This is a genomic window from uncultured Gimesia sp. (assembly GCF_937910335.1).
Taxonomy (GTDB): Bacteria; Planctomycetota; Planctomycetia; order Planctomycetales; family Planctomycetaceae; genus Gimesia.
The window spans coordinates 1-23,106 of the sequence record NZ_CALEMX010000142.1 but is presented as its reverse complement, the minus strand read 5'-3'; the positions used below and the strand labels follow the sequence as shown (position 1 = coordinate 23,106).

17 protein-coding genes are annotated in these 23,106 nt (G+C 47.7%); 7 read left to right on the top strand and 10 right to left on the bottom strand.

Going from position 1 to position 23,106, the window contains the following annotated elements:
• Positions 1–176 (bottom strand): FAD binding domain-containing protein (locus tag Q0668_RS05710; protein ID WP_298861139.1); only part of this gene is annotated, 176 nt, incomplete at its 3' end.
• A gap of 504 nt (positions 177–680) precedes the next feature.
• Between Q0668_RS05710 and pruA the strand changes: the two genes are divergently transcribed.
• Together pruA and Q0668_RS05700 are read left to right on the top strand one after the other, a co-directional pair.
• On the top strand, positions 681–3,701 hold the full coding sequence (pruA, locus tag Q0668_RS05705; protein WP_298861135.1) for an L-glutamate gamma-semialdehyde dehydrogenase: 3,021 nt from the start codon (positions 681–683) through the stop codon (positions 3,699–3,701).
• Positions 3,702–3,991: 290 nt separating this feature from the next.
• A complete protein-coding gene (locus tag Q0668_RS05700; protein ID WP_298861133.1) occupies positions 3,992–5,287 on the top strand; it encodes a hypothetical protein in 1,296 nt (431 codons plus the stop codon).
• 56 nt (positions 5,288–5,343) lie between these two features.
• On the opposite strand, the gene dnaB is transcribed toward Q0668_RS05700, so the two are convergent.
• From dnaB to Q0668_RS05670, 6 genes are all read right to left on the bottom strand, one after another.
• Complete coding sequence (gene dnaB, locus Q0668_RS05695; protein WP_298861131.1) at positions 5,344–6,765, bottom strand: replicative DNA helicase; 1,422 nt, start codon at positions 6,763–6,765, stop codon at positions 5,344–5,346.
• Between the two features lie 193 nt (positions 6,766–6,958).
• Positions 6,959–7,465: a 50S ribosomal protein L9 gene (gene rplI, locus Q0668_RS05690; protein ID WP_298861128.1), complete on the bottom strand. Its 507-nt coding sequence runs from the start codon at positions 7,463–7,465 to the stop codon at positions 6,959–6,961.
• A gap of 92 nt (positions 7,466–7,557) precedes the next feature.
• Positions 7,558–8,070, bottom strand: coding sequence for a single-stranded DNA-binding protein (gene ssb / locus Q0668_RS05685; protein ID WP_366918874.1), 513 nt, complete (start codon positions 8,068–8,070; stop codon positions 7,558–7,560).
• 83 nt (positions 8,071–8,153) lie between these two features.
• Positions 8,154–8,615 carry a 30S ribosomal protein S6 gene (rpsF, locus tag Q0668_RS05680; protein WP_298861123.1) on the bottom strand — a complete coding sequence of 154 codons (462 nt, stop codon included), beginning with the start codon at positions 8,613–8,615 and terminating at the stop codon, positions 8,154–8,156.
• 93 nt (positions 8,616–8,708) lie between these two features.
• Complete coding sequence (gene pth / locus Q0668_RS05675) at positions 8,709–9,272, bottom strand: aminoacyl-tRNA hydrolase (RefSeq protein ID WP_298861137.1); 564 nt, start codon at positions 9,270–9,272, stop codon at positions 8,709–8,711.
• Positions 9,273–9,331: 59 nt separating this feature from the next.
• Positions 9,332–9,943, bottom strand: coding sequence for a 50S ribosomal protein L25 (locus Q0668_RS05670; RefSeq protein ID WP_298861121.1), 612 nt, complete (start codon positions 9,941–9,943; stop codon positions 9,332–9,334).
• Between the two features lie 679 nt (positions 9,944–10,622).
• On the opposite strand from Q0668_RS05670, the gene Q0668_RS05665 reads away from it, so the two are divergent.
• Positions 10,623–15,368: a PQQ-binding-like beta-propeller repeat protein gene (locus Q0668_RS05665; protein WP_298861118.1), complete on the top strand. Its 4,746-nt coding sequence runs from the start codon at positions 10,623–10,625 to the stop codon at positions 15,366–15,368.
• Here the strand turns inward: Q0668_RS05665 and Q0668_RS05660 are convergent.
• Entirely contained in the window at positions 15,343–15,597 is a 255-nt protein-coding gene (locus Q0668_RS05660; protein ID WP_298861115.1) for a hypothetical protein, read from the bottom strand. The genes Q0668_RS05665 and Q0668_RS05660 overlap by 26 nt on opposite strands.
• A 507-nt stretch (positions 15,598–16,104) precedes the next feature.
• On the opposite strand from Q0668_RS05660, the gene Q0668_RS05655 reads away from it, so the two are divergent.
• Positions 16,105–16,545 (top strand): hypothetical protein, encoded by a 441-nt coding sequence (locus Q0668_RS05655; protein ID WP_298861112.1) that lies wholly within the window; start codon positions 16,105–16,107, stop codon positions 16,543–16,545.
• Positions 16,546–16,780: 235 nt separating this feature from the next.
• On the opposite strand, the gene argJ is transcribed toward Q0668_RS05655, so the two are convergent.
• Both argJ and argC read right to left on the bottom strand, forming a co-directional pair.
• Positions 16,781–17,980 (bottom strand): bifunctional glutamate N-acetyltransferase/amino-acid acetyltransferase ArgJ, encoded by a 1,200-nt coding sequence (gene argJ, locus Q0668_RS05650; RefSeq protein ID WP_298861109.1) that lies wholly within the window; start codon positions 17,978–17,980, stop codon positions 16,781–16,783.
• A 28-nt stretch (positions 17,981–18,008) separates the two neighbouring features.
• On the bottom strand, positions 18,009–19,022 hold the full coding sequence (argC, locus tag Q0668_RS05645) for an N-acetyl-gamma-glutamyl-phosphate reductase (protein ID WP_298861106.1): 1,014 nt from the start codon (positions 19,020–19,022) through the stop codon (positions 18,009–18,011).
• Positions 19,023–19,531: 509 nt separating this feature from the next.
• Between argC and Q0668_RS05640 the strand changes: the two genes are divergently transcribed.
• The 3 genes from Q0668_RS05640 to Q0668_RS05630 form a co-directional block, all read left to right on the top strand.
• Positions 19,532–20,758 carry a hypothetical protein gene (locus Q0668_RS05640; RefSeq protein WP_298861104.1) on the top strand — a complete coding sequence of 409 codons (1,227 nt, stop codon included), beginning with the start codon at positions 19,532–19,534 and terminating at the stop codon, positions 20,756–20,758.
• A gap of 79 nt (positions 20,759–20,837) precedes the next feature.
• Positions 20,838–21,890: a TIM barrel protein gene (locus Q0668_RS05635; RefSeq protein ID WP_298861101.1), complete on the top strand. Its 1,053-nt coding sequence runs from the start codon at positions 20,838–20,840 to the stop codon at positions 21,888–21,890.
• Positions 21,891–21,958: 68 nt separating this feature from the next.
• Positions 21,959–23,106: Gfo/Idh/MocA family oxidoreductase (locus tag Q0668_RS05630; RefSeq protein ID WP_298861098.1), on the top strand; the 1,148-nt coding region annotated here is incomplete at its 3' end.

Genomic DNA, 23,106 nt, shown 5'->3' with positions numbered 1-23,106 from the left:
ATCAATTCCGGGATTTTCTTCAAATCCACAATCAGATCAGCGGACACTCTCCCTGTACGCACATGATCGATCAGATCGGTCCCCCCCGCCAGCGGGCGGGCCGTTCCATTACTTTTGGTCAACAGGCCGACAGCGTCAGCCAGTGAAGTGGGTGCCTCATAGTCAAAGTCACGCATAGCAGGTTTGTCCCTCTCCAAATGGTCGTTTTCTTCATCCCATTACTCGTGAATCTCAGAACTGAGTCCGAGCTCCACCGTAGTCCTATTATCAGTCACAAGTGTAGTAACATCAATGCAACCAAACAGGATCAAACACCGTATTTCATAATTTCCTTTAGAATAAACACTCGCCAAACACTGACAAGTCCCATTCACCCCGGAGAGGCAAGAAAAGTTCTGATTGAATTCCTCGCAACACTTACCTCGCCTATTCGGATTTGTTACCCTGCTTCACAGTGAAGAGAACTTCGCTCAGAAAATACAGCCAAAAATAGGGACTTCCCCCGGCCAGATGGAACAGGCCAAACCCATCACTCCCAGGAATACCTGCGTATTAGAGATACTGACAGGATGTCAGGCTTCAGGGGCTTCAAGAGATGGAACTCCCTGATCCAAAGATCTTCATTAAAAATGAACTAAAAAAGGGAAAGTGCAGACTGCACTCAGAGGCAGGTTATATAAGTGGCACAAAAAAAATCGTCTACAAGCCTGAATCAAAACATTGAGCAGCGCACGCAGGAGCTCGGCCAGCAGATGTGGGATCTGTTGGAACGACGCGAGCCCTCAATGTTCGAAAAACGCTGGTGGGATGATCGAATTCTCTCCTGGGCGATGGCAGACGAATCTGTCAAGGTGCAGATGTTCCGCTTTGTGGATGTGCTCCCGATGCTCCGCTCACATGAGTCCATCGTCAGGCATTTACACGAATATTTTGAAGATGTTCGGAAACATCTCCCCTGGGCGGTTCGGATCGGGCTGGAGCTATCGCAACCCAATTCCGTACTGGGACGTGCATTGGCTTTGAACGCCCGCTCCAATGCACAACGTATGGCCAGTCGATTTATTGCCGGCTCCAGTGTAGAAGAAGTACACTCTACGATTGATCGACTCAGAAGTGATAATCTCACTTTCACTCTTGACTTACTTGGCGAAGCCGTCATCAGCGAAGTAGAAGCCGAAGCCTATCTGCAATCCTATCTTGATCTCATCGCCGGTCTTGCACCGCGTGTCAGGAAATGGTCCGAAAATGTTCAACTCGACTGGGACAGCCAGGGGCATCTACCGCGAACCAACGTCTCGATCAAACTCTCTGCCTTGTGCAGCCAATTCAAACCGACTGATCCGGCAGGCACGATGGCAGCCGTTCAACCCCGGTTAAGAACATTGCTGCGTAGTGCGATGAAATACGATGCCTATCTGCACATCGACATGGAACAGAATTCTTACAAGCCGTTAACGCTGGAAATATTCAAGCAGACGCTGATGGAAAAAGAGTTCCGCGATTTTGACAATGCCGGTATCGTCATTCAGGCCTACCAACCACAGGCCGAACAAGATCTGATGGATCTCTTAAAATGGACCAAAAAACGCAAAACGCCCATCTGGATCAGACTCGTCAAAGGCGCTTATTGGGATTATGAAACGATCACTTCTCAATATCATCACTGGCCCATTCCTGTCTTTCAGGAGAAATGGGAATCGGATGTAAATTTTGAGAAGCTGTCTCAAATATTATTGAAAAACTACCAATGGCTACGCCCCGCATTTGGTAGCCATAATATGCGAAGCCTGGCAAATGCCATCGCCACCGCTCATGAACTAGATGTCCCCCCTTCTGCCTATGAAATCCAAATGCTTTACGGCATGGGAAAAGAGCAGGCACAGGTCTTTGCGGAAATGGGCCATCGCGTCCGAATTTATACCCCTTTCGGCGAATTGATTCCCGGCATGGCCTATCTGGTCAGACGATTACTGGAAAATACTTCCAACGATTCCTTCCTTCGACAAAGCTTTACTGAGCACGTCAACCTGGAGACTTTATTGATGAATCCTGCCAAACATGCCAAGAAATCAACCAAAAATAAATCGACAGAAGAACCAGAGAGTGGCTTCCAGAATGAACCACTGACAGATTTCAGCTTGGAAGAATCCCGTACGCAGATGCAGGAAGCACTGGAGATGGTTTCCGATCAGCTAGGTAAAGAATACCCGCTCCTGATCAACGGGCGCGCGATCGATACCAAAGCCACCATTACATCCCGCAATCCGTCGCATCACTCGGAATCGGTAGGGACAGTCTGCTCAGCTTCAGCCGACGATGCCATCGACGCCATTGATGCCGCCCGTCGTGCCTTTCCTGGCTGGTCAAAAACAGAACCCCAATACCGCTCGGAATATCTCGAACTGATTGCCGCTAACATGCGCCGCAAACGCTTTGAGTTGGCAGCCTGGATCGTTTTTGAATGCGGGAAACCCTGGGAAGAAGCAGATGGAGATGTCGCAGAAGCCATTGACTTTTGCATGTACTATGCCGATCAGATGCGCAACCTGGCCGAACCTCTGGATTGCAACGTTCCCGGCGAAGAAAATTCCTACTTCTATCGACCGAGGGGAACCGTCGCTGTGATTGCCCCCTGGAACTTCCCACTGGCAATTTTGACAGGCATGACAGCCGCAGCGCTCGTCACGGGTAATACCGTCGTGATGAAACCGGCAGAACAGTCCTCTGTCGTAGCAGCCAAACTCATGGACCTCATCCACGAATCCGGCATTCCAGATGGCGTCGTCAACTTCCTGCCCGGAATTGGCGAAGAAGTCGGCCCCGAACTCGTCGGGAGCCCCGACGTCGAAATGATCACGTTCACCGGATCGCGCGATGTAGGTCTGGCGATTCATGAAACCGCTTCCAATACTGACCTCCGTCAAAAGATGGTCAAACGAGTCATCGCAGAGATGGGCGGCAAAAACCCAATTATCGTCGACGATGATGCCGACCTCGATGAAGCCGTACTCGGCGTGATGCATTCCGCTTTCAGTTATGCCGGCCAGAAATGCTCGGCCTGTTCCCGGGTCATTGTGGTAGAGTCCATTCACGACGCATTTGTGAAGCGATTGATTGAAGCTACCAAGAGCCTGAAGATCGGACCCGCCGAAGATCCCGGCACCATTGTAGGGCCCGTTATCGACGAAGAAGCGCAGCAAAGAATTCTTGAGTACATCGAAATTGGAAAAGAGGAAGCCACATTGGCGCTGGCCTGCGAGTCACCGGAACTGGATGAAGAAGGATACTACGTGGGACCGCATATTTTCACCGACGTTGATGCCTCATGCCAAATTGCACAGGACGAAATCTTCGGACCTGTTCTGGCAGTAATGAAAGCGGAAGACTTTGAAGAAGCAATCTCCATCGCCAATGACACGCTGTATGCTTTAACCGCTGGCATCTACAGCCGCAGCCCCGCTCATCTGCTTAAAGCCAGACAGGAACTGGTTGCCGGCAACATTTACCTGAATCGAAACATCACCGGCGCTATGGTAGAGCGACATCCCTTCGGCGGCTTCAAGCTATCAGGCATCGGCAGCAAAACCGGTGGCCCGGATTATCTACTCCAGTTCCTGATCCCCATCAATATCACCGAAAATACCATGCGCCGCGGATTTGCTCCCACTGCCGATGGTGGTGATGACGAAGAAAAAGAGTAACCCAAGAGGACTCTCAGACAAAATAACGTCCGAGTCACTTCACAGGTCTTTTCTACCAACCTCTCAATGCTATGATTCTCATTTCAAATAGCCTTGGAGACGCTGCAACAAACCTGGACACAGGCTAAACGTTCTTTTTCTCATCTGAACAAAATATTTGATAGTCGAGATTTTCACTGTACAATAACTAACATCTAGAGTTGACACCTTCGATCCTGCTTCCTATCCACTGCAGATCCTGCCCTTTTGTCAGTTTTTATTCTCAACTGACCTAAACAAGGAGGTGTCCGATGTCCCGCAAACTCCGATTGTTTCTTGCTCATAGCTTTGCCAATGAGAAACTAAACGCGGAAGGCCGTGAAGATTCGCACGGAAGTTCCGACATTGATCTGGCAAATATGATTTCTGACTGGATCGTTGAATTTAGTAACGGCAACATCGAAGTCGTCCGTACGCGTGACCCATATCAGAATTACATTTCCACACAAGTCAGAAGAGACATCTGTAGTTCCGATCTGATGTTATGCCTGTTTACGAAACGTGTATTTGACCAGTTAAAAGAACTCTGGTTGCCTTCGACGTATGTGATCAGTGAAGCTTCAGCAGGATTGATGCAATACCCTTCCCACAAACGACTCTTCGGCCTGGTTGAAGAAAGAGTTGATCGTGAGCAATTGGGAATGGCATTTCCTATGAATAAGACTGCCCCCAGTTTCTCTCGCATAGACCCGAACGAGTTACGCTGCAAGGTAAAATCAATCGTAGATTCCATTCAGAACAATAAACTGTCGAAGCGAAACGACATTGAATATCTCTCACTTCATAAGACAGCCACCATCTGGCGTAACGGTGCGATTACAGTAGAGTGCCGCCATCGATTTCGCTTCACAACTTCTATGAATAAAATGACGATTCCTCACGCAATTTGGCGCGTAAGCCAACCTTTGCCACCCATTAAGACTATTTTTAATGGAACGCGTGATGTGGAGCGTGGCTATTTACGCTGTGTTCCGATTTCTTGTGGTAATAATGAAATAAGAACAAATCAGTTCCATTTGATTCCTAAAAATACAGGTACAGAAAATGAGCATCTCTTTGATTTAGAATTCTCCAATTTAGATGCCCAACCAGGTGATGAGCTGGTTTACGATATCGCGTGGGGATACAAGGGTGCATTTCAGGATCCCAGTAAACAAGATGATAAACCAAATACCGTTGGAGTACTGACATTCGAACGTGGTATGGTTCAGTCCGCCGCACTGACACTTCAATTCCAACGGGATCTTGATGACGATGCCGGTGAACCGACTCGGATTCTGGATGAACCCCCCATTGTTTTCAAAATAGACACGCCACGGCTTCCAGCAAACCCAACTGTTTTTTGGCACGAGGCGAAAAATTGGGAAAAACAGGACCAACTACAGCTGTGCCAGGATCGTTCTGGCGCAATGTGGGAAGTTTTTCACTGGGAGGATACCTGCTTCACAGGGGCTGCCAAAATCAATTGGACTCCGCATTTTAATTATCTTGATGACGAAAATCTCATCAGCACAATACAACAAAGAGCAAAAAAGCCAAAGGATTAATCAGTCTTTGTAGTACAGGAAGCAAGAACCATGACTATCCGAGACCTCAGAAAACGTTAACCGAAACCGCCACCATCGCCCATGTAACCCCCTTCGGGAACATCGACATTAGCATAATTGCCAAATCGCATGGACTCCTTCAACCAGATCAAATTCACGATACCGGTAGGGCCACTACGGTGCTTGGCCACTATCACTTCTGCCAAACCGGGATTGTCTTCAGGATCGTAAGCATCCGGACGATGCAGAAACATAATCAGGTCGGCATCCTGTTCGATCGCACCACTTTCACGCAAGTCAGCCAGACGTGGTCGTTTATCTTCTCGCAATTCCACACCACGGTTTAACTGTGCCAATGCGATGACGGGAATGTCCAGTTCCTTACATAGCGCTTTCAGACGACGTGTAATCAACGCAATCTGCTGTTCACGGGGCATTCCCTTATCATCCGGTTCGATTAACTGCAAGTAGTCAATAATAATCAGTCCCAGATTGCTGAGCCGCTTCAATCGTCGGCAGATGGCACTGATTTCCTGAATGGTACGCCCCGGTTTATCATCAATAAACAAAGGCAACTCGCTCAGCTCTGATGAGGCTTCTATTAGACGATGACGTTCGTCATCTTCCAGTACACCCGCTCGCAGAGAATGTCCATTCACGCCGGAACGAATACAGAGAAAACGTTCCGCTAGTTCAAGTTTGGATTGTTCCAGACTGAATACGATCGTCGATGCCCCTCCATCATCGGCTGCCGATTCTGCCATGTTACAAACCAGAGCCGTCTTCCCCATACTGGGACGTGCCGCAAGGATGATCAATTCCGAAGGCTGAAATCCATTGAGCTGCGTATCCAGATCGATAAATCCACTCGTTAACCCAGTAAGCATCCCCTCTTTTTGAGATCGTTCATCAATCCGATCGAAGGCATCCATCAGAATGTCCCTGATCTCGATTTTGTCACCCTCACCCTGGGATTCCAAAATACTGAAAATACTCTGCTCTGCCTTGTTCAACACATCCAGAGTATCCCCCTGCGGTGCATAGCTCTCTCTGATGATTTCCGTGCAGGAATGAATCAGCGTACGTTGAACCGATTTATCTCGGACTATTTTTGCATAATACTCTGCATGCGCCGCATGGGGCACACTTTCCAGAATTTCATGCAAATACAGAACGTCACCCGCTTCAGCCAACTCACCTTTGGAATCCAGCTCTTCGGCGACAGTGATCGCATCGATCCCGCGCACACCTGAATCATGCAAACGCAAAATCGCCGCATAGATGCGTGCGTTTTTTTCACTGTAGAAATGATTGGATTTGACGATCTGAACCAGATCATCAATCACAATATTGTCCAGGAGAATACTGCCCAGGACCCCTTTTTCTGCTTCTACATTTTGTGGGGGTACCTTACCAAATAATTCCTCGACCGATTCCGGTTTTGGACGGCGAAATTTTCCTTGACCGGCAAGTGACATGACCATCCCCTGGCTCTGTAGATGTTATGAAGTGAGAACTCAAAGCAGAACTCGCAATCATTCGCCGAATACCGGAAAATCAATTTGTCCTGCAAGCTCGATCATATAAAAATAAAAGAGGCCCGGCAATATACCAGACCTCTCACTTATTCGGGAAAATCAGAGTGGCAAAAATTTGTTTGCCACATTGGACTTAACTTTTTTCTGCTGCAGGAACAACCCAGACTTTGACTTCTGTTTTGACTTTTTCATGTAACTGCAACTTAACGGTATACATGCCCAGTTCTTTGAGAGGGCCTTCCAGACGAATGCCGTCTGCAGGGACATCGAATCCCCCTTCTTTCAGGGACTTACTGATATCAACGGCAACAATCGATCCGTAAAGATGACCATCTTCGTTGGCATTGGCTTCCATCGTCACGCTATGCTTACTCAGTTTATCAGCCACAACCTTTAATGATTTCAGGCGGTCTTTTTCCAGTTCGACCAGACGTTTCTGGTGTTGAACAACCATCCGCTGATTATGCTCTGTAGCGATCGTTGCCAGACCATATGGCAATAAATAATTTCGGGCATAGCCAGGTTTGACACGTACGATATCACCCTGCTCACCAAGGCTATCAACTTTTTCTGCCAACAAAACATCGACAGACGACTTTGAACTACCGACAACTGAGGTACTACGTTGCTTGCGAACCATTATCAATCACTTCCGTAATTTTTATTCAATCGTTTCAATGAAAACTATAAATTGTCCAGGCTGACTGCCTGCCCGATTCAAATGCAGCTTCGCTAGAAAGGAACATCATCATCAGGTGCTCCACCCGGAGCGTCATTATAAAAAGATTCTGAAGGGTTGGAAGCCCCTCCCTGAGGTGGTGCAGATCCCTGAGAGGGTGCAGGTGCATTGCTCGCTTGTGAATATCCGCCACCAGACTGTCCACCACCGCCGCCGCCACCAGACTCACCTTTTCCACCCAACATGGTCATGTTTTCGCCCACTACCTTGAGCTTGCTGCGTTTCTGACCAGATTCCTTGTCATCCCATTGGTCTAACTGCAAACGTCCTTCAATTAATACAGAACGCCCTTTGGTCAGATACTCGCTGGCCACTTCCGCGGTCCGACCCCATAATGTCACATCAACAAACGTTGTTTCTTCCTTGCGAGAGTTGGAATTTTTATCGAACCAACTCCGATTGACGGCGAGGCCCACTTCAGCAACTGCACTGCCTCCCGGTGTGTAACGCACCTGCGGGTCGCGGGTCAAATTCCCTACCAGAATGACTTTATTGAAACTGGCCATCATCGGCCTCCCTGTGAATGAATGATGTGAAGTTAAAACTGACTGGAAGATCTGAATTTCAGATGCAACGTTTAAAAAGTAAGCTAGTCTTCATCATCAACATCAGCAATGGCATCAAATTCTGGGGTTTCCAGATCCTCAACTTCATCAGCTACAACTGCAGCGACTACAGCAACAGGATCAGCAGCTTCAACTGCCGGATCAATCGCGGCAACCATCGCATCAAATAATGACTGAGGCTGATTGATGACCAACTGACGAATGACAATGTCACTCAGATGACAAGCACGAGTCACAAGATCCATCCCTTTACCTGGCATTGTAAAGTAGACCAGATAATGCAGGCCTTTCATATGACCTTCAATCGGATAGGCCAGTTTCCCATCCTGCCAGGGACGGTGTGCCACAACTTCTGCACCCGCTTTTTCCAAAATTTCCATCAGATGAGCAATCGTCCCTTCATGGTCAGCAGCAAATTTCCCACTGTCCAACAGGAACATTCCTTCATAATTAGCACTTACTACTTTTTTCTCTGCTACAGACAAGACACTTCTCCCGGAATAATTGGCCTGTTTTGGCCTGATAGACAATCAATTTCTTACTATATATTTTAGCCGGCTTGAATCCAAACCAGAGTCTTATTCTTCAGGCGCATTCACCTGATTCATGGCAATTTCAAGACCATCTTGAATCCAACACTCAATTCCTTTAGCAGCAAAGTGAACTGCCTGAGAAATTAACTCCGAATCATCAGATCGAAAACGCCCCAGTACATAATCCGCCGCTGAAAAACCTGCAGGAGGACGCCCTACCCCAACTCTGAGACGTGGCACTTCCTGAGTACTCAAACTCTGGATGATGTCCTGTAATCCTTTTTGACCACCGGCCGAACCTGACCCCCGCATACGGAGACGCCCGACAGGCAAATTCATATCATCACAAACCACCATCACATCGGTTGAAGGCAGCTTGAAAAATTTCACTAATGCCGCAACGCTGCGACCACTTAAATTCATATACGTCTGAGGGGCAACCAGCAACGCTTTATTACCCGCAATCGAAAACTCTCCCACAACCGCCTCAAACTGACTTTTGAAACTGCTCACTCCATGCCAGTCTGCCAGCTGAGACAGAACATCAAACCCAACATTATGACGCGTTCGCTCGTATTGTTTACCGGGATTTCCCAGCCCTACGACCACTTTCAAAACGCCACCTGTCAGATTCTTAAACGCAATCTATTTGATCACTCTCGAAACAACTACTCAGCTACTTCGGGAGTTTCTACTACTGGTGTCTCTTCTTCTTCTTCTTCTCCCTTAGGAGCAAGCACATGTACCACAATCTGGTCTTCGGCGTCATGCAGCTTCGATCCGCGAGGTACTTCCAAATCGCGAACATAAATGGTATCGCCTATTTCCAGGCCATTGATACGTACTGATATATTGTCGGGAATATTGTGGGCCAGACAGTCCAGTTCGATCGAATGCAAGGCCAGTTCCATGATCCCACCCGAGACCACACCAGGCGAAGTTCCCCGCAACTTTACCGGAACTTCTACCGTCACACGTTCTGAAGCATTAATGCGAACCAGATCCACATGCAGGATTTGTGTCCCGAATGTATCCCATTGCAGTTCACGCAACATCGTTTCTTCGACCTTTCCCTCAACATCAATTTCAAATACACGCTCTCGGTTCTTGATTAGGTTATCAAGAGCACGATTATCCACGCATATATGAGCAGGTTCCTGCTCATGCCCATATACGACGGCGGGAACCTGCCCGGCACGACGGATACGGCGACTTGCGATCGAACCTAATTGATCCCGCTTGGTTCCACTGATTCTCTGTAATACAAATTCGTCTGACATAACCCAACATTCCTCAAGAAGTGACCCGACCTAACGCCCAGGACCACTCTTCCATTTAAAGACTTTATTACTTGTCACACTGTAATATAAACAGTTGATTATCAATCATCACGACCATCAAGCCAGAGATTTCACTCTCTTTGCCCGCTCAGGTTTGTGCCCAATCTGTGATTTTTCATCAGGATCAGAGCGTTTCCCGATAGCGCACAGATTATTCAGGGGCAATCATAGCGATCCAACCTGACATTGGTGGTTGGTATTTCGCCCGTTTGCGATAGTTGAAGCGTGCAAAAATAACTTCCCGCGAGGAAATTCGCAACCGATTCCCACCTCTATCTTGGTTGAAAGTCATAAGACAGTCTGATTTATTGATTTCATCCCGTCTCACACAGATTCCTCTATTCCCTTCTCTTTAAAAACGAACACATACAACCATACACATGAACACACTTTATTTCAACCGAGTCGCACAACCCCAGAAAGACTTCGCGGAAAATTAATGAGTCCCAGAATCGTCAGATTATGTATTGGCTCAAAAAAAACAGGCTGTAGAATGGAAACAGAGTTATTATAAACACGTTGACTCCCCGATGTCTCAGGGAAGTAAGGCCCCCTCGCTTTGTGCAAGGGGGCTCAGATGATTTGATTTTACCTGCCAGGCGACCAAAAGGCTGAGTTAATGCATTCAATCATTCTAAACCGGATCATACTCTTTATCGTTACAATCAGCCTGATTCTGTCATCAACCCTCAATCTGGTGGCTGATGAACAACAAAAGAAAGCGGATGACTTTAAACCAAATGCCCCCAAACAGGGGCAGCAACCACCGCCTCTGAATCAACTCAAACAGATTATCCAGGGCATATTCGGCCAACCCAAAGCAGTGCCTGCCAGGAAAGCAAATACACCAGCAAAATCGAAAGATCCAGATTACTACCGTTTTCCGCAGGACCTGGATCAGGAACGTCGATTTAAAAGCGCACAACAATTGATCAACGATCAACAATGGGAGGCAGCGCGGGAAAAACTGCAATTGATGCTCGAAAACAGTATTAATCTCCCCGTGCATGTAGCCGGTTCACAAAAACTGATTGCAGATCGGGAGCTCATTTATCAGTTATTGGAACTTCTCCCCGTTGAACAACGTGAAAAATTCAACCGTCAATATGAGGCGCTGGCTGAAAAACAATTCCATGATGCGCGCTTGAATGAATCTCCGCCGGAAATCTATGCTGAAATCGCAACTCGTTTTGTAGGCACACCATTCGGATTGAAAGCCATGAATTATCTGGCATCCTACCATATGGAGCGAGGCGAGTTTGGATTGGCCGAACAATATCTGCAACGACTGTTGATTCACAAAGCGCCGATCACCAAAACGCCGCAGTGGAGAACAAAAACTGCCTTTGTTTTCAAACAAACAGGGAAACAGTCACTGATTCCCGATCTGTTTCAAACAGGCGATGAACCACCAAAACCAGACCAGCAGATCATTATTGCAGGCACCTCTCAATTACCACAAAACTGGCTCAATCAGCAGCCAATGGTCAACACGAATTCAAATCCACTTTTGAATGAATGGCCGATGCTGCATGGTTCACCCAGCCGGGCTGCACGTTCGAAAAATGTGGACCCACTGTTAATTCCACGCTGGTCCTTTCCACTCACATCGAATCATACGATCCAATCGCAGTTGAATTTGATACAGGAAGACCTGGCAATTTCACAACGTGCCACAGTTCCTGCACTTCCGCCAATAGCCATTAATGGAAAAATTGTATTTCGAACTCTCAAAGGTGTTCAAGTACTTGATGCACAGACAGGAACTCCCCTATGGGAATCTCCTCTGAATAGCTCACCTGAAGCTGCATATATCACTGCCCAGTTAAAGGGCCTCAATACGCCTCAGGCACGAGGCCTGTTTGAGCCTACCCCGAATACTCAGTCTTTTTCCCTTTATACAGGTACAAATCCGGACACACACCCTTTGACCAGCCTGGTCTATAGAAATGCCAACTGGGGGAGCCAAAGCAGTGACGGCCAGCGTTTGTTCATTGTAGAAAGCATGCGACTAAATTTCGGCTCGTCAGGATACTCCCACAATATCAATCGGTTTCGTCGAGGGAGGAAAGCCTTCGAGGAAAATTACTGGTCATCAAATCAAATCAGTGCCTACGACCTCGAATCGGGACAACCTCTCTGGAAAGTAGGCGGCACCAGGTTTGATGAACCCTTTGATCTGCCACTTGCAGGTACGTTTTTCTTTGGAGCCCCCACCCCGGCAGGAGACGAACTATATGTTGTGGGAGAACGCAATCGGGAAATCCGCGTTTATGCCCTCGATCCACAAACCGGTGAAGAACGCTGGTCACAACAAATTGGCAACCCTGACCAGGACATTGCCACCGATATGGTCAGACGCTGGTGGATTGCTCCAGTGGCCGTAGACCAGGGAGTCCTGGTCTGCCCTACGACTATTGGCTTGCTCACAGCCATTGATCGTTTGAATCACTCCGTCCTGTGGTCAACAAAATACAAGGCTTCTAATCCAAACAATCGTAACCAGCGGTTCCGGCGCACAACCAATACTTCTTTGGAACCTTTGAATCAGCGCTGGTCACCTTCCACTCCGATTATTACCGGAAATAAGGTGATTTATACCCCTCCCGATGAAGATGCACTGATTTGTCTTGATCTAATCACCGGGACTCCCAGTTGGACAGAACGGGCCAAAGAAACCTATCTGTATCTGGCTGGTGTCGTAGAGAATCATATTCTACTGGTCGGAATGAACGGCATCACGGCGATTTCAGTGACCACCGGAAAAACAGTCTGGAATACCGCATTCGGAACATCTGCCGGTCCACCTAGTGGGCAGGCAGTGATTGCAGACCAGCGCCTGCATATCCCCTTGCAAAGCGGCCAGGTTTGGACCCTGGATGTGAACTCCGGAAAAGTCAGCAATAAACTGTTCAGCACCAGTTCCAATCAGCCCCTGGGCAATTTGCTGATTCATAACGGCCAGTTTCTATCACTCAGTCCGAAAGGTCTGGTCAGCTATGAACAGAAACAGACTTATGAAGCACAAATTAAACAACTCAAACAACAAAACTCTCAAAGCCCATTGGCACTGTTTAATGAATCTAAGCTACTGATGATGAGCCACCGTTATCAGGAAGCACTAGTAAAATTACAACAATTGGAAAGCAACAAGCTTCCAGCTCAACATCAGGAGAATTTCCAGCGACTGGTTATGAACTGTCTAACTTCAATCATCCGTTCTGATTTTCAGAAACATGATCAGCTTGTCGACCAATTGAAACAACGCGTTCGCTCTGACAAAGAACGAATCGAACTCCAGAGATTGATCATCGAACGCTATATAGCCAGACGGCAGTTTTCAGATGCCCTGGATAAGATGCTCGAACTGGCCAAGGCTCCCGCGAACACTTTTTTCCAGACCACCACCACCAAAATACAAATCGACTGCTGGATTGCCGGAAAGGCCTCTGATATCTGGAATCAGGCCGATCCTGCGTTTCGCGAACTGTTTTCCAGGAAGATCAGCCAGAGCACACAGCAGGTCTTGAGTTCCCCACTCTCTCAGCAGGAACGTTATCACTGCCAGTTTGGTTTTCACGATGCTGTGATTCCGGTATTAGAAGCACTGATCAGGACATCCATGAACTCCGGCCGCTTCTATGAAACAGAACTCTGGATTACTCAGCTGACGAAACACAAAACCCCACACGTAGCTGCCAGAGGAGTGGCCTCAATGGTTGAACTCTGTCTGAAGCATCAACTGCATCAGGATGCCGCATACTATCTAGAACAGCTCTCTCACTATGATCACAGTTTCATCGTCTCGGAAAATCGGCCCGTGTCACAATTTCTCGAACTGAAAAGACATGCCATTTCCATTGATGCAGAAAAAAACAAAGGCGATTGGAGACCTGAAGAACTCAAACTGATCGTAGGCGGTTCGGCTCGGTACTATCACAATCAAGAGAACAAATTGAATACCAGCGCATCGCAACTGCCCTTCTATCGGGACAGAAGACTCGCCGTCAACCCGAAAGAAAACCGATTGACGATCATGACCCCTTTTGACAAGCGTATGCTCTGGTCGACTCCCCTGCGATCTTCTGATCACTCCCGTTCATCCGGTTTTAACGAAAGTGAAATCGTAGGGCATAATTTAATTCTACAACACCGCGACATGCTGCATTTCTTTGATCTCGTTGACCAAAAACTGATCTGGAGCCAGAAACTCGAAAAACAACGATCGAGCAGCCATTTCTCTTATCAGAAATCCCCTCCCCCGATGGGTGACCTGGCGACCCTGATGCTTCGAAATAACCCTTCAATTGCAAGTCAAAAAATTGGTATGATCGCTGCCGCTAACGCAGACTACACCTGTTATTTTAGCCGTCGCAAGATCATACTCATTTCCACCAGAACCGGAAAAACCCGCTGGACACACGAGAATGTCGATAAAGAAACCAGAATCCTCGGTGACGACGATTTTATCTATCTCGTCACTCCGAATCGTGTCACTAAAAAAATCCTCCGGGCCAGTGATGGTAAACAGATGGAATTGGGAAACACAGATATCTATCTGAAAAATGCCATCTATCAAAACGATTCTGAATTTGTTTCTATCGAAAAACTGATTAATTCAATCGATCCGCTGACCGGCCAAAAACGACCTGTTTCGAAAAGTGAAATCTCCCTCTATAGCGCTAACCCTCAAGCAAAAGTAAAAAGTTGGAGCCACGCTTTTCCCTTACTTTCTCAATTCGGAATTTTCGACGCTCACTATCTCTCAGTATTAAGCCCCAAAGGAGAGGTTTTTATCGTCGATCTGCAATCCGGAAAGAAGTCGGCACTGGAACCAGTTCCTCAGGCAGAATTGAAAAAACATAAAAATTTCTATTTGGTCTCCGACGATAATTACATGTATTTTGTAAACCATTCTCATTCCAGCAATGTCATTTCCGTGAGTGCTCCCTCAATTCCCGTCAATGGCATGTTGTATGTTTATGAACGCCAAACAGGCAAAAAACTTTGGAATCAATCTATTAAAGAGCAACATCTTGTCCTCAACAGGAAAACACCGCTTCCCATTACCTTACTCGTCTCGCGGAAGCAGAAACGTATCGATAAACTGAAAAATCGGCCGATGAATATCATTCATTTGAATGCTTTGGATAAACAAACAGGAAAAAGTCTGCTCTCCTGGGAGGCCCCCATTCAATCGAATATCCGCGCTGTTGAGGTCGATTATCAACAGAAAATGATTGAAATCCTCACATATAATGCAAGAATCCGCCTCTATGACGCCGATGAACTGGCTGTCAGGACCCTGAAAAAGACCAAGACCACTTCCAAAATACCCCTCAAAACACCCATCCAAAAGAAATAAAGAAACTGCTTGCCAAATCAAACACATCAAAATACAATGATATGGTTTCACCCCGTGGCAATTCTCTCAAGCTTGAAGAGAGTAATGATGTACCCAGTTTTTGTCCTGTTAATGATGATCTCGCTGCTGCTTCCCGCAGTTCCGGTTTCGGGATGTCAGTGCGCTCAGAATCAACCCAGCTCTCCCAAAAAAAGCTGTTGTTGCAGTAAACCTGATTCAGAACAGTCACAAAAACAAAAATCCTGCTGCTGTCAGTCAACCAGACAGCATGAATCACAACCTGCGCCAGCAAAGAATCAGATTCGATGCCAGAAGCAAAGCTGTCAATGCCAGCAGATGTTCTCGCAACCCGCGATCATCGTTTCTATGAAATCGACAGAACTCACTGAGCAACTACGTTACCGCATTGATTCAGTCGATCAGACATCTGAACTTACTCTTTCTGTTCGTCCCGCGTCCACGCTCTCTATTGAGAAGCCTCACCCTGTCAGATCTTACTCTGCAGGGGAGTTCTGCGCGCACTTCTGCCTCTGGTTGATCTAATTCTCTTCGATTCAATGTCGGATTGACCTGATCCGTTCCGCAAGCATGCCTCTCTAGTGAGAGAGATCACATGCGGCTTTTCTTGCTGAACTATCTCTTCCACAGGAAATTTGAACGGATCTTGTTTTTAAATACGAGTTTTTAAAGTTCACAGAAACCATTAAACATTTATTTTACTTTCAAGGAGAAACCGATGCGTCAAGTTCTATCTATCGTAGCCTTAGTGGCTGTCGTTGCATTTGTTGGTCAAACTGTTGCCGCCGAAGGCAAAGGCAAAGCGATCTGCCCCGTGGCAGGCAAAGCAGCTAACCCCGCGGTTACCGTTGATTACAAAGGGGCAACTGTCAGCCTCTGCTGTGGCAAATGCAAAGCAGCCTTCTCAAAGAACCCTGCCAAGTTCGCCGCCAAAGCAAATCTGCAACTGGTTGCCACTGGGCAAGCCAAGCAGGTCAAATGCCCCTTCGCTGGCAAACCAGTCAACCCAGCTCAATCAGTGACCGTTGCTGGTACGGAAGTCTCATTCTGCTGTGGTGGCTGCAAAGGCAAAGCCTCCAAAGCGGAAGGTGATGCTCAGATTAAGTTGATCTTCAACGACAAAGCATTTGCTAAAGGCTTTAAAGTTACCAAAAAATAGTGAACTCTTTATGAACTTCAATCCAACAGCTATTTGCGGGCCAGCTTGTTGGGTATGAACTAAAAGAGAACTCACTCAATCGTGACAGGAGCGGGAGATTCTTACGAGAATCTCCCGCTCTTTTTTTATCTCCGACCCAATGACGAGAGTGCGCCAAATCTAACCGTCACGGCTCCATCACGATGACACTTGATCCAAATTGCTTGGAAGACGCTGCAATAAACCTGGATACAAGTTAAGTCGTATATTCTGAATTGAGACGCACATATTCCTGCGTCAGATCGCTGGTCCAGAAGACAACCGATGCTTCTCCAAAGGGCAATTGCACCTGAATCGAGACATCGCGATTCTGTCGGATCCCCTCGGAAACAGCCTGCTCATCAAATTCGGCAGGTACGCCACTTTTATAAATCAACGTACCGTTGATATGGAGAACAATATCCTGCTCAGTCAGTTTGATACTGGTCCGTCCGATGGCAGATACAATCCGTCCCCAGTTGGGATCCGAGCCCGCGATTGCTGTTTTCACCAACGCATCGTTGGCAATCGTCTGAGCAATTTCGAATGCTTCCGCTCTCAGTTGAGTGCCTGCAACCTCAATCGTAACAAAATGGTCCGCCCCTTCCGCATCCCGAATAATGGACTGTCCTAATTCAACTGCAACTTCATCAATGGCAGCTTGCAAATCACTTAGCTCCTGCACAGTGAATGTCCCAGATCCCGCAGCACCATTTGCCAGCAAAATCACGGTGTCACTTGTACTCGTATGACCTTCAACCGAAACACAATTGAAACTCCGGTCCACAGCATGTCTCAACATTTGATCCGTTTGAGACGGATCGAGCGAGGCATCGGTCATAATCACTGACAGCATCGTTGCCATGTTAGGAGCAATCATCGCAGCTCCTTTCGCAACGCCACTCACTCGCACAGTTTTCCCACCAGCCGAAAGCGTGCGTGTAGCCTGCTTGGGAACCGTATCAGTAGTCATCATTCCTCGCGCTGCATTCAAAAATCCTTTAGAATCAGAACTCAATTGCCGGATGGCTTCAGGAATCCCCGCTTCAATTGGGGAACGTGGTAGAAAGTGTCCGATAATCCCTGTCGAACAAATCAGTACCTGAGATTCATTGACATCAAGACCACTTGCCACCTGCTCTGTCATCCAGCGGGCATCTTCTATTCCACGCTCTCCGGTGCAGGCATTGGCATTTCCCGAATTGATGATCACCGCTCGAATGGAATCGGCGGGAACACGTTCGCGAGAAACTTTTACAGGCGCTCCACACACCTGATTTTGAGTAAAGACACCAGCCCCACTACAGGGTGTCTCTGAAACGAACAAAGACAAATCAAAAGTCGATTGATTCACTTTGATACCACAAGCCAGACCAGCAGCCCGAAAACCCTCGGGTAAAATCATTTCAGCAGCCAACGGTTTCTCCTTCGAGATCTAAGAAAATTCAGACGATTAATCCGGTCGTTTCAGCGTAACTCGACATCAGGTTAAAATTCTGAACGGCAACCCCTGCCGCACCTTTGATCAAATTATCTAATGCCGAAAAGACGATCAATTGATCGCCAGAAAACTGCACCGAGATATCACAATAGTTTGTATTCGAAACGTCTTTTGTCGCAGGAATTCGATCAATGACCCGCACAAACGGCTTCCCCTGATAAAACTGCCGATAAACCTGGAGTATCTCATCCCTGCTCGCCACCTGAAGTAATCGAGGATACATGGTCGCCAGAATCCCACGATTCATGGGAGTCAGATGGGGAGTGAATACGATCTTGACTTCTTTCCCGCCAACAGTGCTCAGCACTTCTTCAATTTCCGGTGTATGGCGATGTGTGCCCACACCATAGGCGGTAATACTTTCGTTGCATTCAGAGAAAAGCGTCCCCAGCTTGGGATTGCGTCCCGCACCACTCACGCCACTTTTGGCATCGATGATAATGCCCGTAGGATCAATCAGTCCTGCTGCCAGTAACGGAGCGAGCCCCAAAATCGCTGTGCTCGTATAACATCCCGGGTTAGCAATCAGATTGGCTGAGGGAATTTTATCTGCCCAGAGTTCAGGCAAACCATAAACGGTACTCCCCAATCGGGTCGGATCAGTATGCACATGATGATACCACTTCTCGTAAACAGCCGGATCATTCAGACGATAGTCAGCACTTAAATCAACAACCCGACACCCATCGGCCAATAATTCAGGAATGACTTCCATACTGGCCACATGCGGTAGTGCACAAAAAACAAAGTCAGCCCTTTCCGCGATTTCCGCTGCCGACAATGCTTCGCACCGCAGATCCAGGCGCCCTGCGAGACAGGGATGAATTTCGCTGATATGCGGGGCATCCGTCTGACGCGAAGTCAACGCAACAATTTCAACGTCCGGATTGCGCAACAGAATTTTAATTAACTCCAGAGCCGCATAACCGGTGGCCCCCATAATGGCAACTTTCGTCATCTTTTCCCGATCCAACTATATTCTAAGAGCAATAAAAACCATGTCAGGCTTCTGCCAGAGATCAATGAGTCATCTATTTTAGAAGCGAATAACAAGACGACAAGGATTGACTCCATAAGGATCGCCCGCTTTCTCTATTTTGGCAGGATCGTATTCCATAACGACAACAAACAAAAGCAGAGCTCTACTGATAAAGCAATAAAAAGGGGATCCGACTCAAACTTCCTAGGAAAACTGCTGATTTTATAATGATTATTTAGAATTAAGAAAGTCAACACTCATGCGGCAAATGGCTGTGATTCTTTCAAATTAAGCTGCAAAATCAATTCGGTTTCCTTTTCAAAAACCATTGGAAACATCACAATAAAACCATTGATCCAGATCATATTCAGAGACAGCAATTCAATGGCTATGTTCTGAGCTCCTAAATGATAAGGCGGTTATGTTATTGATCGTCTGGAGCTCAAATGAACACTCGCCAGTTTAACATGAAATGAGAAGAGGAAAGAATGTCTAACGTTGCCAAACTTGCCACCGATGCACTCACTGAAGGTGGTGGAATTTTACGATTGTCTCCTACATGGGTTCCCCGTTCCTTTCTTCAACCCGGTCGTCGTTTGAAACTGCATCCCCAAGACTATTATGCCTTGGGAACACACCGAGGCGGTATTGATGAACGCTGGTTTGGATCAACAACAGTCGCCGCCAACGAAGGCGCACCGGACGACGAAGGCTTGAGCTACTGTGCCTTCGGCGGGGAAAAATTTACCCTCCGTGAAGCCATTTCCGAACTGGGAGCCGAAGTCATCGGAGACTCAATTTGGGGCAAATATCAGAAATGGCCCGTCTACTCCAAGTTCTTCGATAACATGGGGCCCATTCCGCACCACATGCATCAAAGTGCCGAACAGGCTGCATTGGTAGGACAGGAAGGAAAACCGGAATCCTACTACTTCCCACCACAAATGAATGCCATTGGGAATAACTTCCCCTATACTTTCATGGGACTGGAACCTGGCACCTCAAAACAGGATGTAATCGACTGCCTCGATCGCTGGAATGACGGCGACAATGGAATTCTCGATCTCTCCAAAGCCTATCGACTCAAACCGGGAACAGGCTGGCTGATTCCTCCCTGTGTCTTACATGCCCCGGGAAGCCTCGTCACCTACGAACCACAATGGGGCAGCGATGTCTTCGGAATGTATCAGTCAATGGTCGAAGGCCGCGCCGTGCCAAGATCATTGTTGACCAAAGACTTCCCGGAAGACAAGCACGACGATAACGCTTATCTCGTAGATGCGCTCGATTGGGAAGCCAACGTGGACCCCAACTTTAAAGACAATAACTACCTCGAACCAATCCCGGTTGCCGACACAGCCGCTGAAGGTTACATGGATCGCTGGATTGTCTACGGAAAAGTCAAAGGAGAGCAGTTATTCACAGCCAAAGAACTGACCGTTGATCCAGGTACTAAAGTGACCATTAAAGATACCGGCGCTTATAGTTGGATCACAGTGCAAGGCGAAGGGTCGATTGGAAACTTAAGACTGCAGACACCCGCCATGATCCGCTTCGGCGAAATGACCGAAGACGAAGTCTTCGTCTCGGAAAAAACAGCACAAGCAGGAGTCACCATTGAAAATACCGGTAGCGAACCTTTAGTCTCCCTCCGCTATTTTGGTCCCGGCGCCTGCCCGAGTGCTCCCAATATCGGCGATCATAAAAATAAATAATCAAATCCTTTAAACTGCCCGAACTCTCGGGCAGTTTCTTTTTGATCTTACAATTCACGCTAACTTCAAGGACCCTCTCATGAGTGATACTACTTCCAACAGCTTACCGAAACTTCATAATGCAGCCTGGCCGGGAGTCGTTGGAAAAGGCCCTGATTCAGAACCCCCAATTGACCTGGATACAATGCTGGATCTCACAGCCGCCGCTGAAGTGGACGGAATCAAATTCGATGGAACGGACCTGTTCCTCTTTGATCCACATGTCAGCATTGATTCCAGCGACGATGACTTGAAACAACTGGCTGAGAAGGTACAAAGTCGCAATCTGGTAATTGGCTCTGTAGTGGCACCTGTCTGGCCTCCCACAGGTGGCGGCTCTGCCATGGGAAGCGAAGAAGAACGCAGCCAGTTTTTAGAGCAAGTCCGCAAAGGTTGTGGCATCGCCAAAAAACTGCGTGAATTGGGAGTGCGTCCTTATGGCGTCGTTCGTATTGATTCCGCTGCCGGCCCCGGCGATTGGATTGAGGACCCGGAAGGCAATCAGGCCAAAATCGCAGAAACGTTCAAGCAAGCCGCTGATATCGCCGCCGATCATGGAGAACGCCTGGCCGCGGAAGGCGAAATCTGCTGGGGTGGCATGCATAGCTGGAAACGCATGGTGCAACTCCTCGAAATGGTTGACCGTCCCGATGTTGTAGGCTTTCAGGCCGATATGTCGCACACCCTCTTGTATCTGATGGGCTACAATGCTCCGGAAGACCGTCTGCTTCCTGAAAATTTTGACTGGAACGACGAAGCAACCTTTGATGCCGCTTATAAAACTCTAACCGACGCCCTGCGCCCCTGGACGATTGATTTCCACGTGGCTCAGAATGATGGCACCGTTCACGGCACCGGCTCACACGATAAGACAGGCAGACACTGCCTGCCCACTGACCCGAATGGCAAGCTCGACATCACCAGACGCGCCGGATTCTGGCTAAGAGACGAAAACGGAAACCCAACGAAAAAGTATCAGCACATCTGCTGGGATGGTTGCATGTTTTCTAATGAAGTCATGATGAATCCTCAAACCTGGAATGATATTCTGGCAGCAATGATTAATGTCAGAAATGCTCATGGATGGTCATGATTGCTTATTCGACGCTTTAATCTTCAACCCGTTTTAAATCACAAGTTAACTCACAAGGAACCACTCCAATGACCAAGCCAATACGTGTCGGCCTGATCGGTTACGGATTCATGGGACGTACCCACTCCAATGCATATAGACAAGTCAGTAAGTTTTTTGATAACGAACACACACCCGTTTTGCAGGCAGTTTGTGCCCGTAGCGAAGATAAAGTGAAAGATTTCGCTGAAAATTGGGGCTGGCAATCTTACGAAACCGATTGGCGAAAACTGATCGAAAGAGATGATATTGACCTGATCGATATCACTACACCTAACAATTCTCACCATGATATCGCGATTGCAGCCGCTGAAGCCGGGAAAATGGTACTCTGCGAAAAACCACTCGCCATGAATACCGCAGAAGCCATCGCGATGACCGACGCCATCGAAAAAGCAGGTGTGGCAAATATGGTCTGGTTTAATTACCGTCGCGTGCCAGCGATTTCTCTCGCCAAGCAACTGGTTGATGAAAAACGGATCGGACGTCCCTTCCACTACAGAGCCTGTTATCTGCAAGACTGGACCATCGCAGAAGACGTGCCTCAAGGGGGCGCAACACTCTGGAGACTCGATGCGAAAGTCGCAGGCAGCGGCGTGACAGGCGACCTCCTGGCGCATTCCATCGATTCCGCTATCTGGCTCAATGGGCCAATTACATCCGTCTCAGCAGCGACAGAAACTTTCGTGAAAGAACGCGTTCATCAGGACACCGGCGAAAAAACTCCGGTTGAAATTGATGATGCCTGTATGTTTTTAGCCCGCTTTGCCAATGGATCTATGGGAACGTTTGAAAGTTCACGCTATGCACGCGGACGGAAAAACTTTAATACCTTCGAATTGAATGGCGAAGATGGCTCCGTCTTCTTTGATCTGGAAGACCCACAGATTTTGCAATATTTTGAATATGCAAATCCCACGACCGGCCAGAAAGTCGAAGATCATCTCACCGGATGGCGCCGGATTCATGTGACCAACTTTGAACACCCCTATATGGATAAATGGTGGGTTCCAGGCTGTACGATCGGCTATGAGCACACTTTTACGAACGCATTGGCCGATTTCTTCCAGGGACTCGATTCCGGCAAGCCTACTCAACCGGACTTCCGATCTGCATTGGAAACCCAAAAAGTTTGCGATGCCGTTCTACAGAGCGCAAATGATCAGCAATGGGTCGA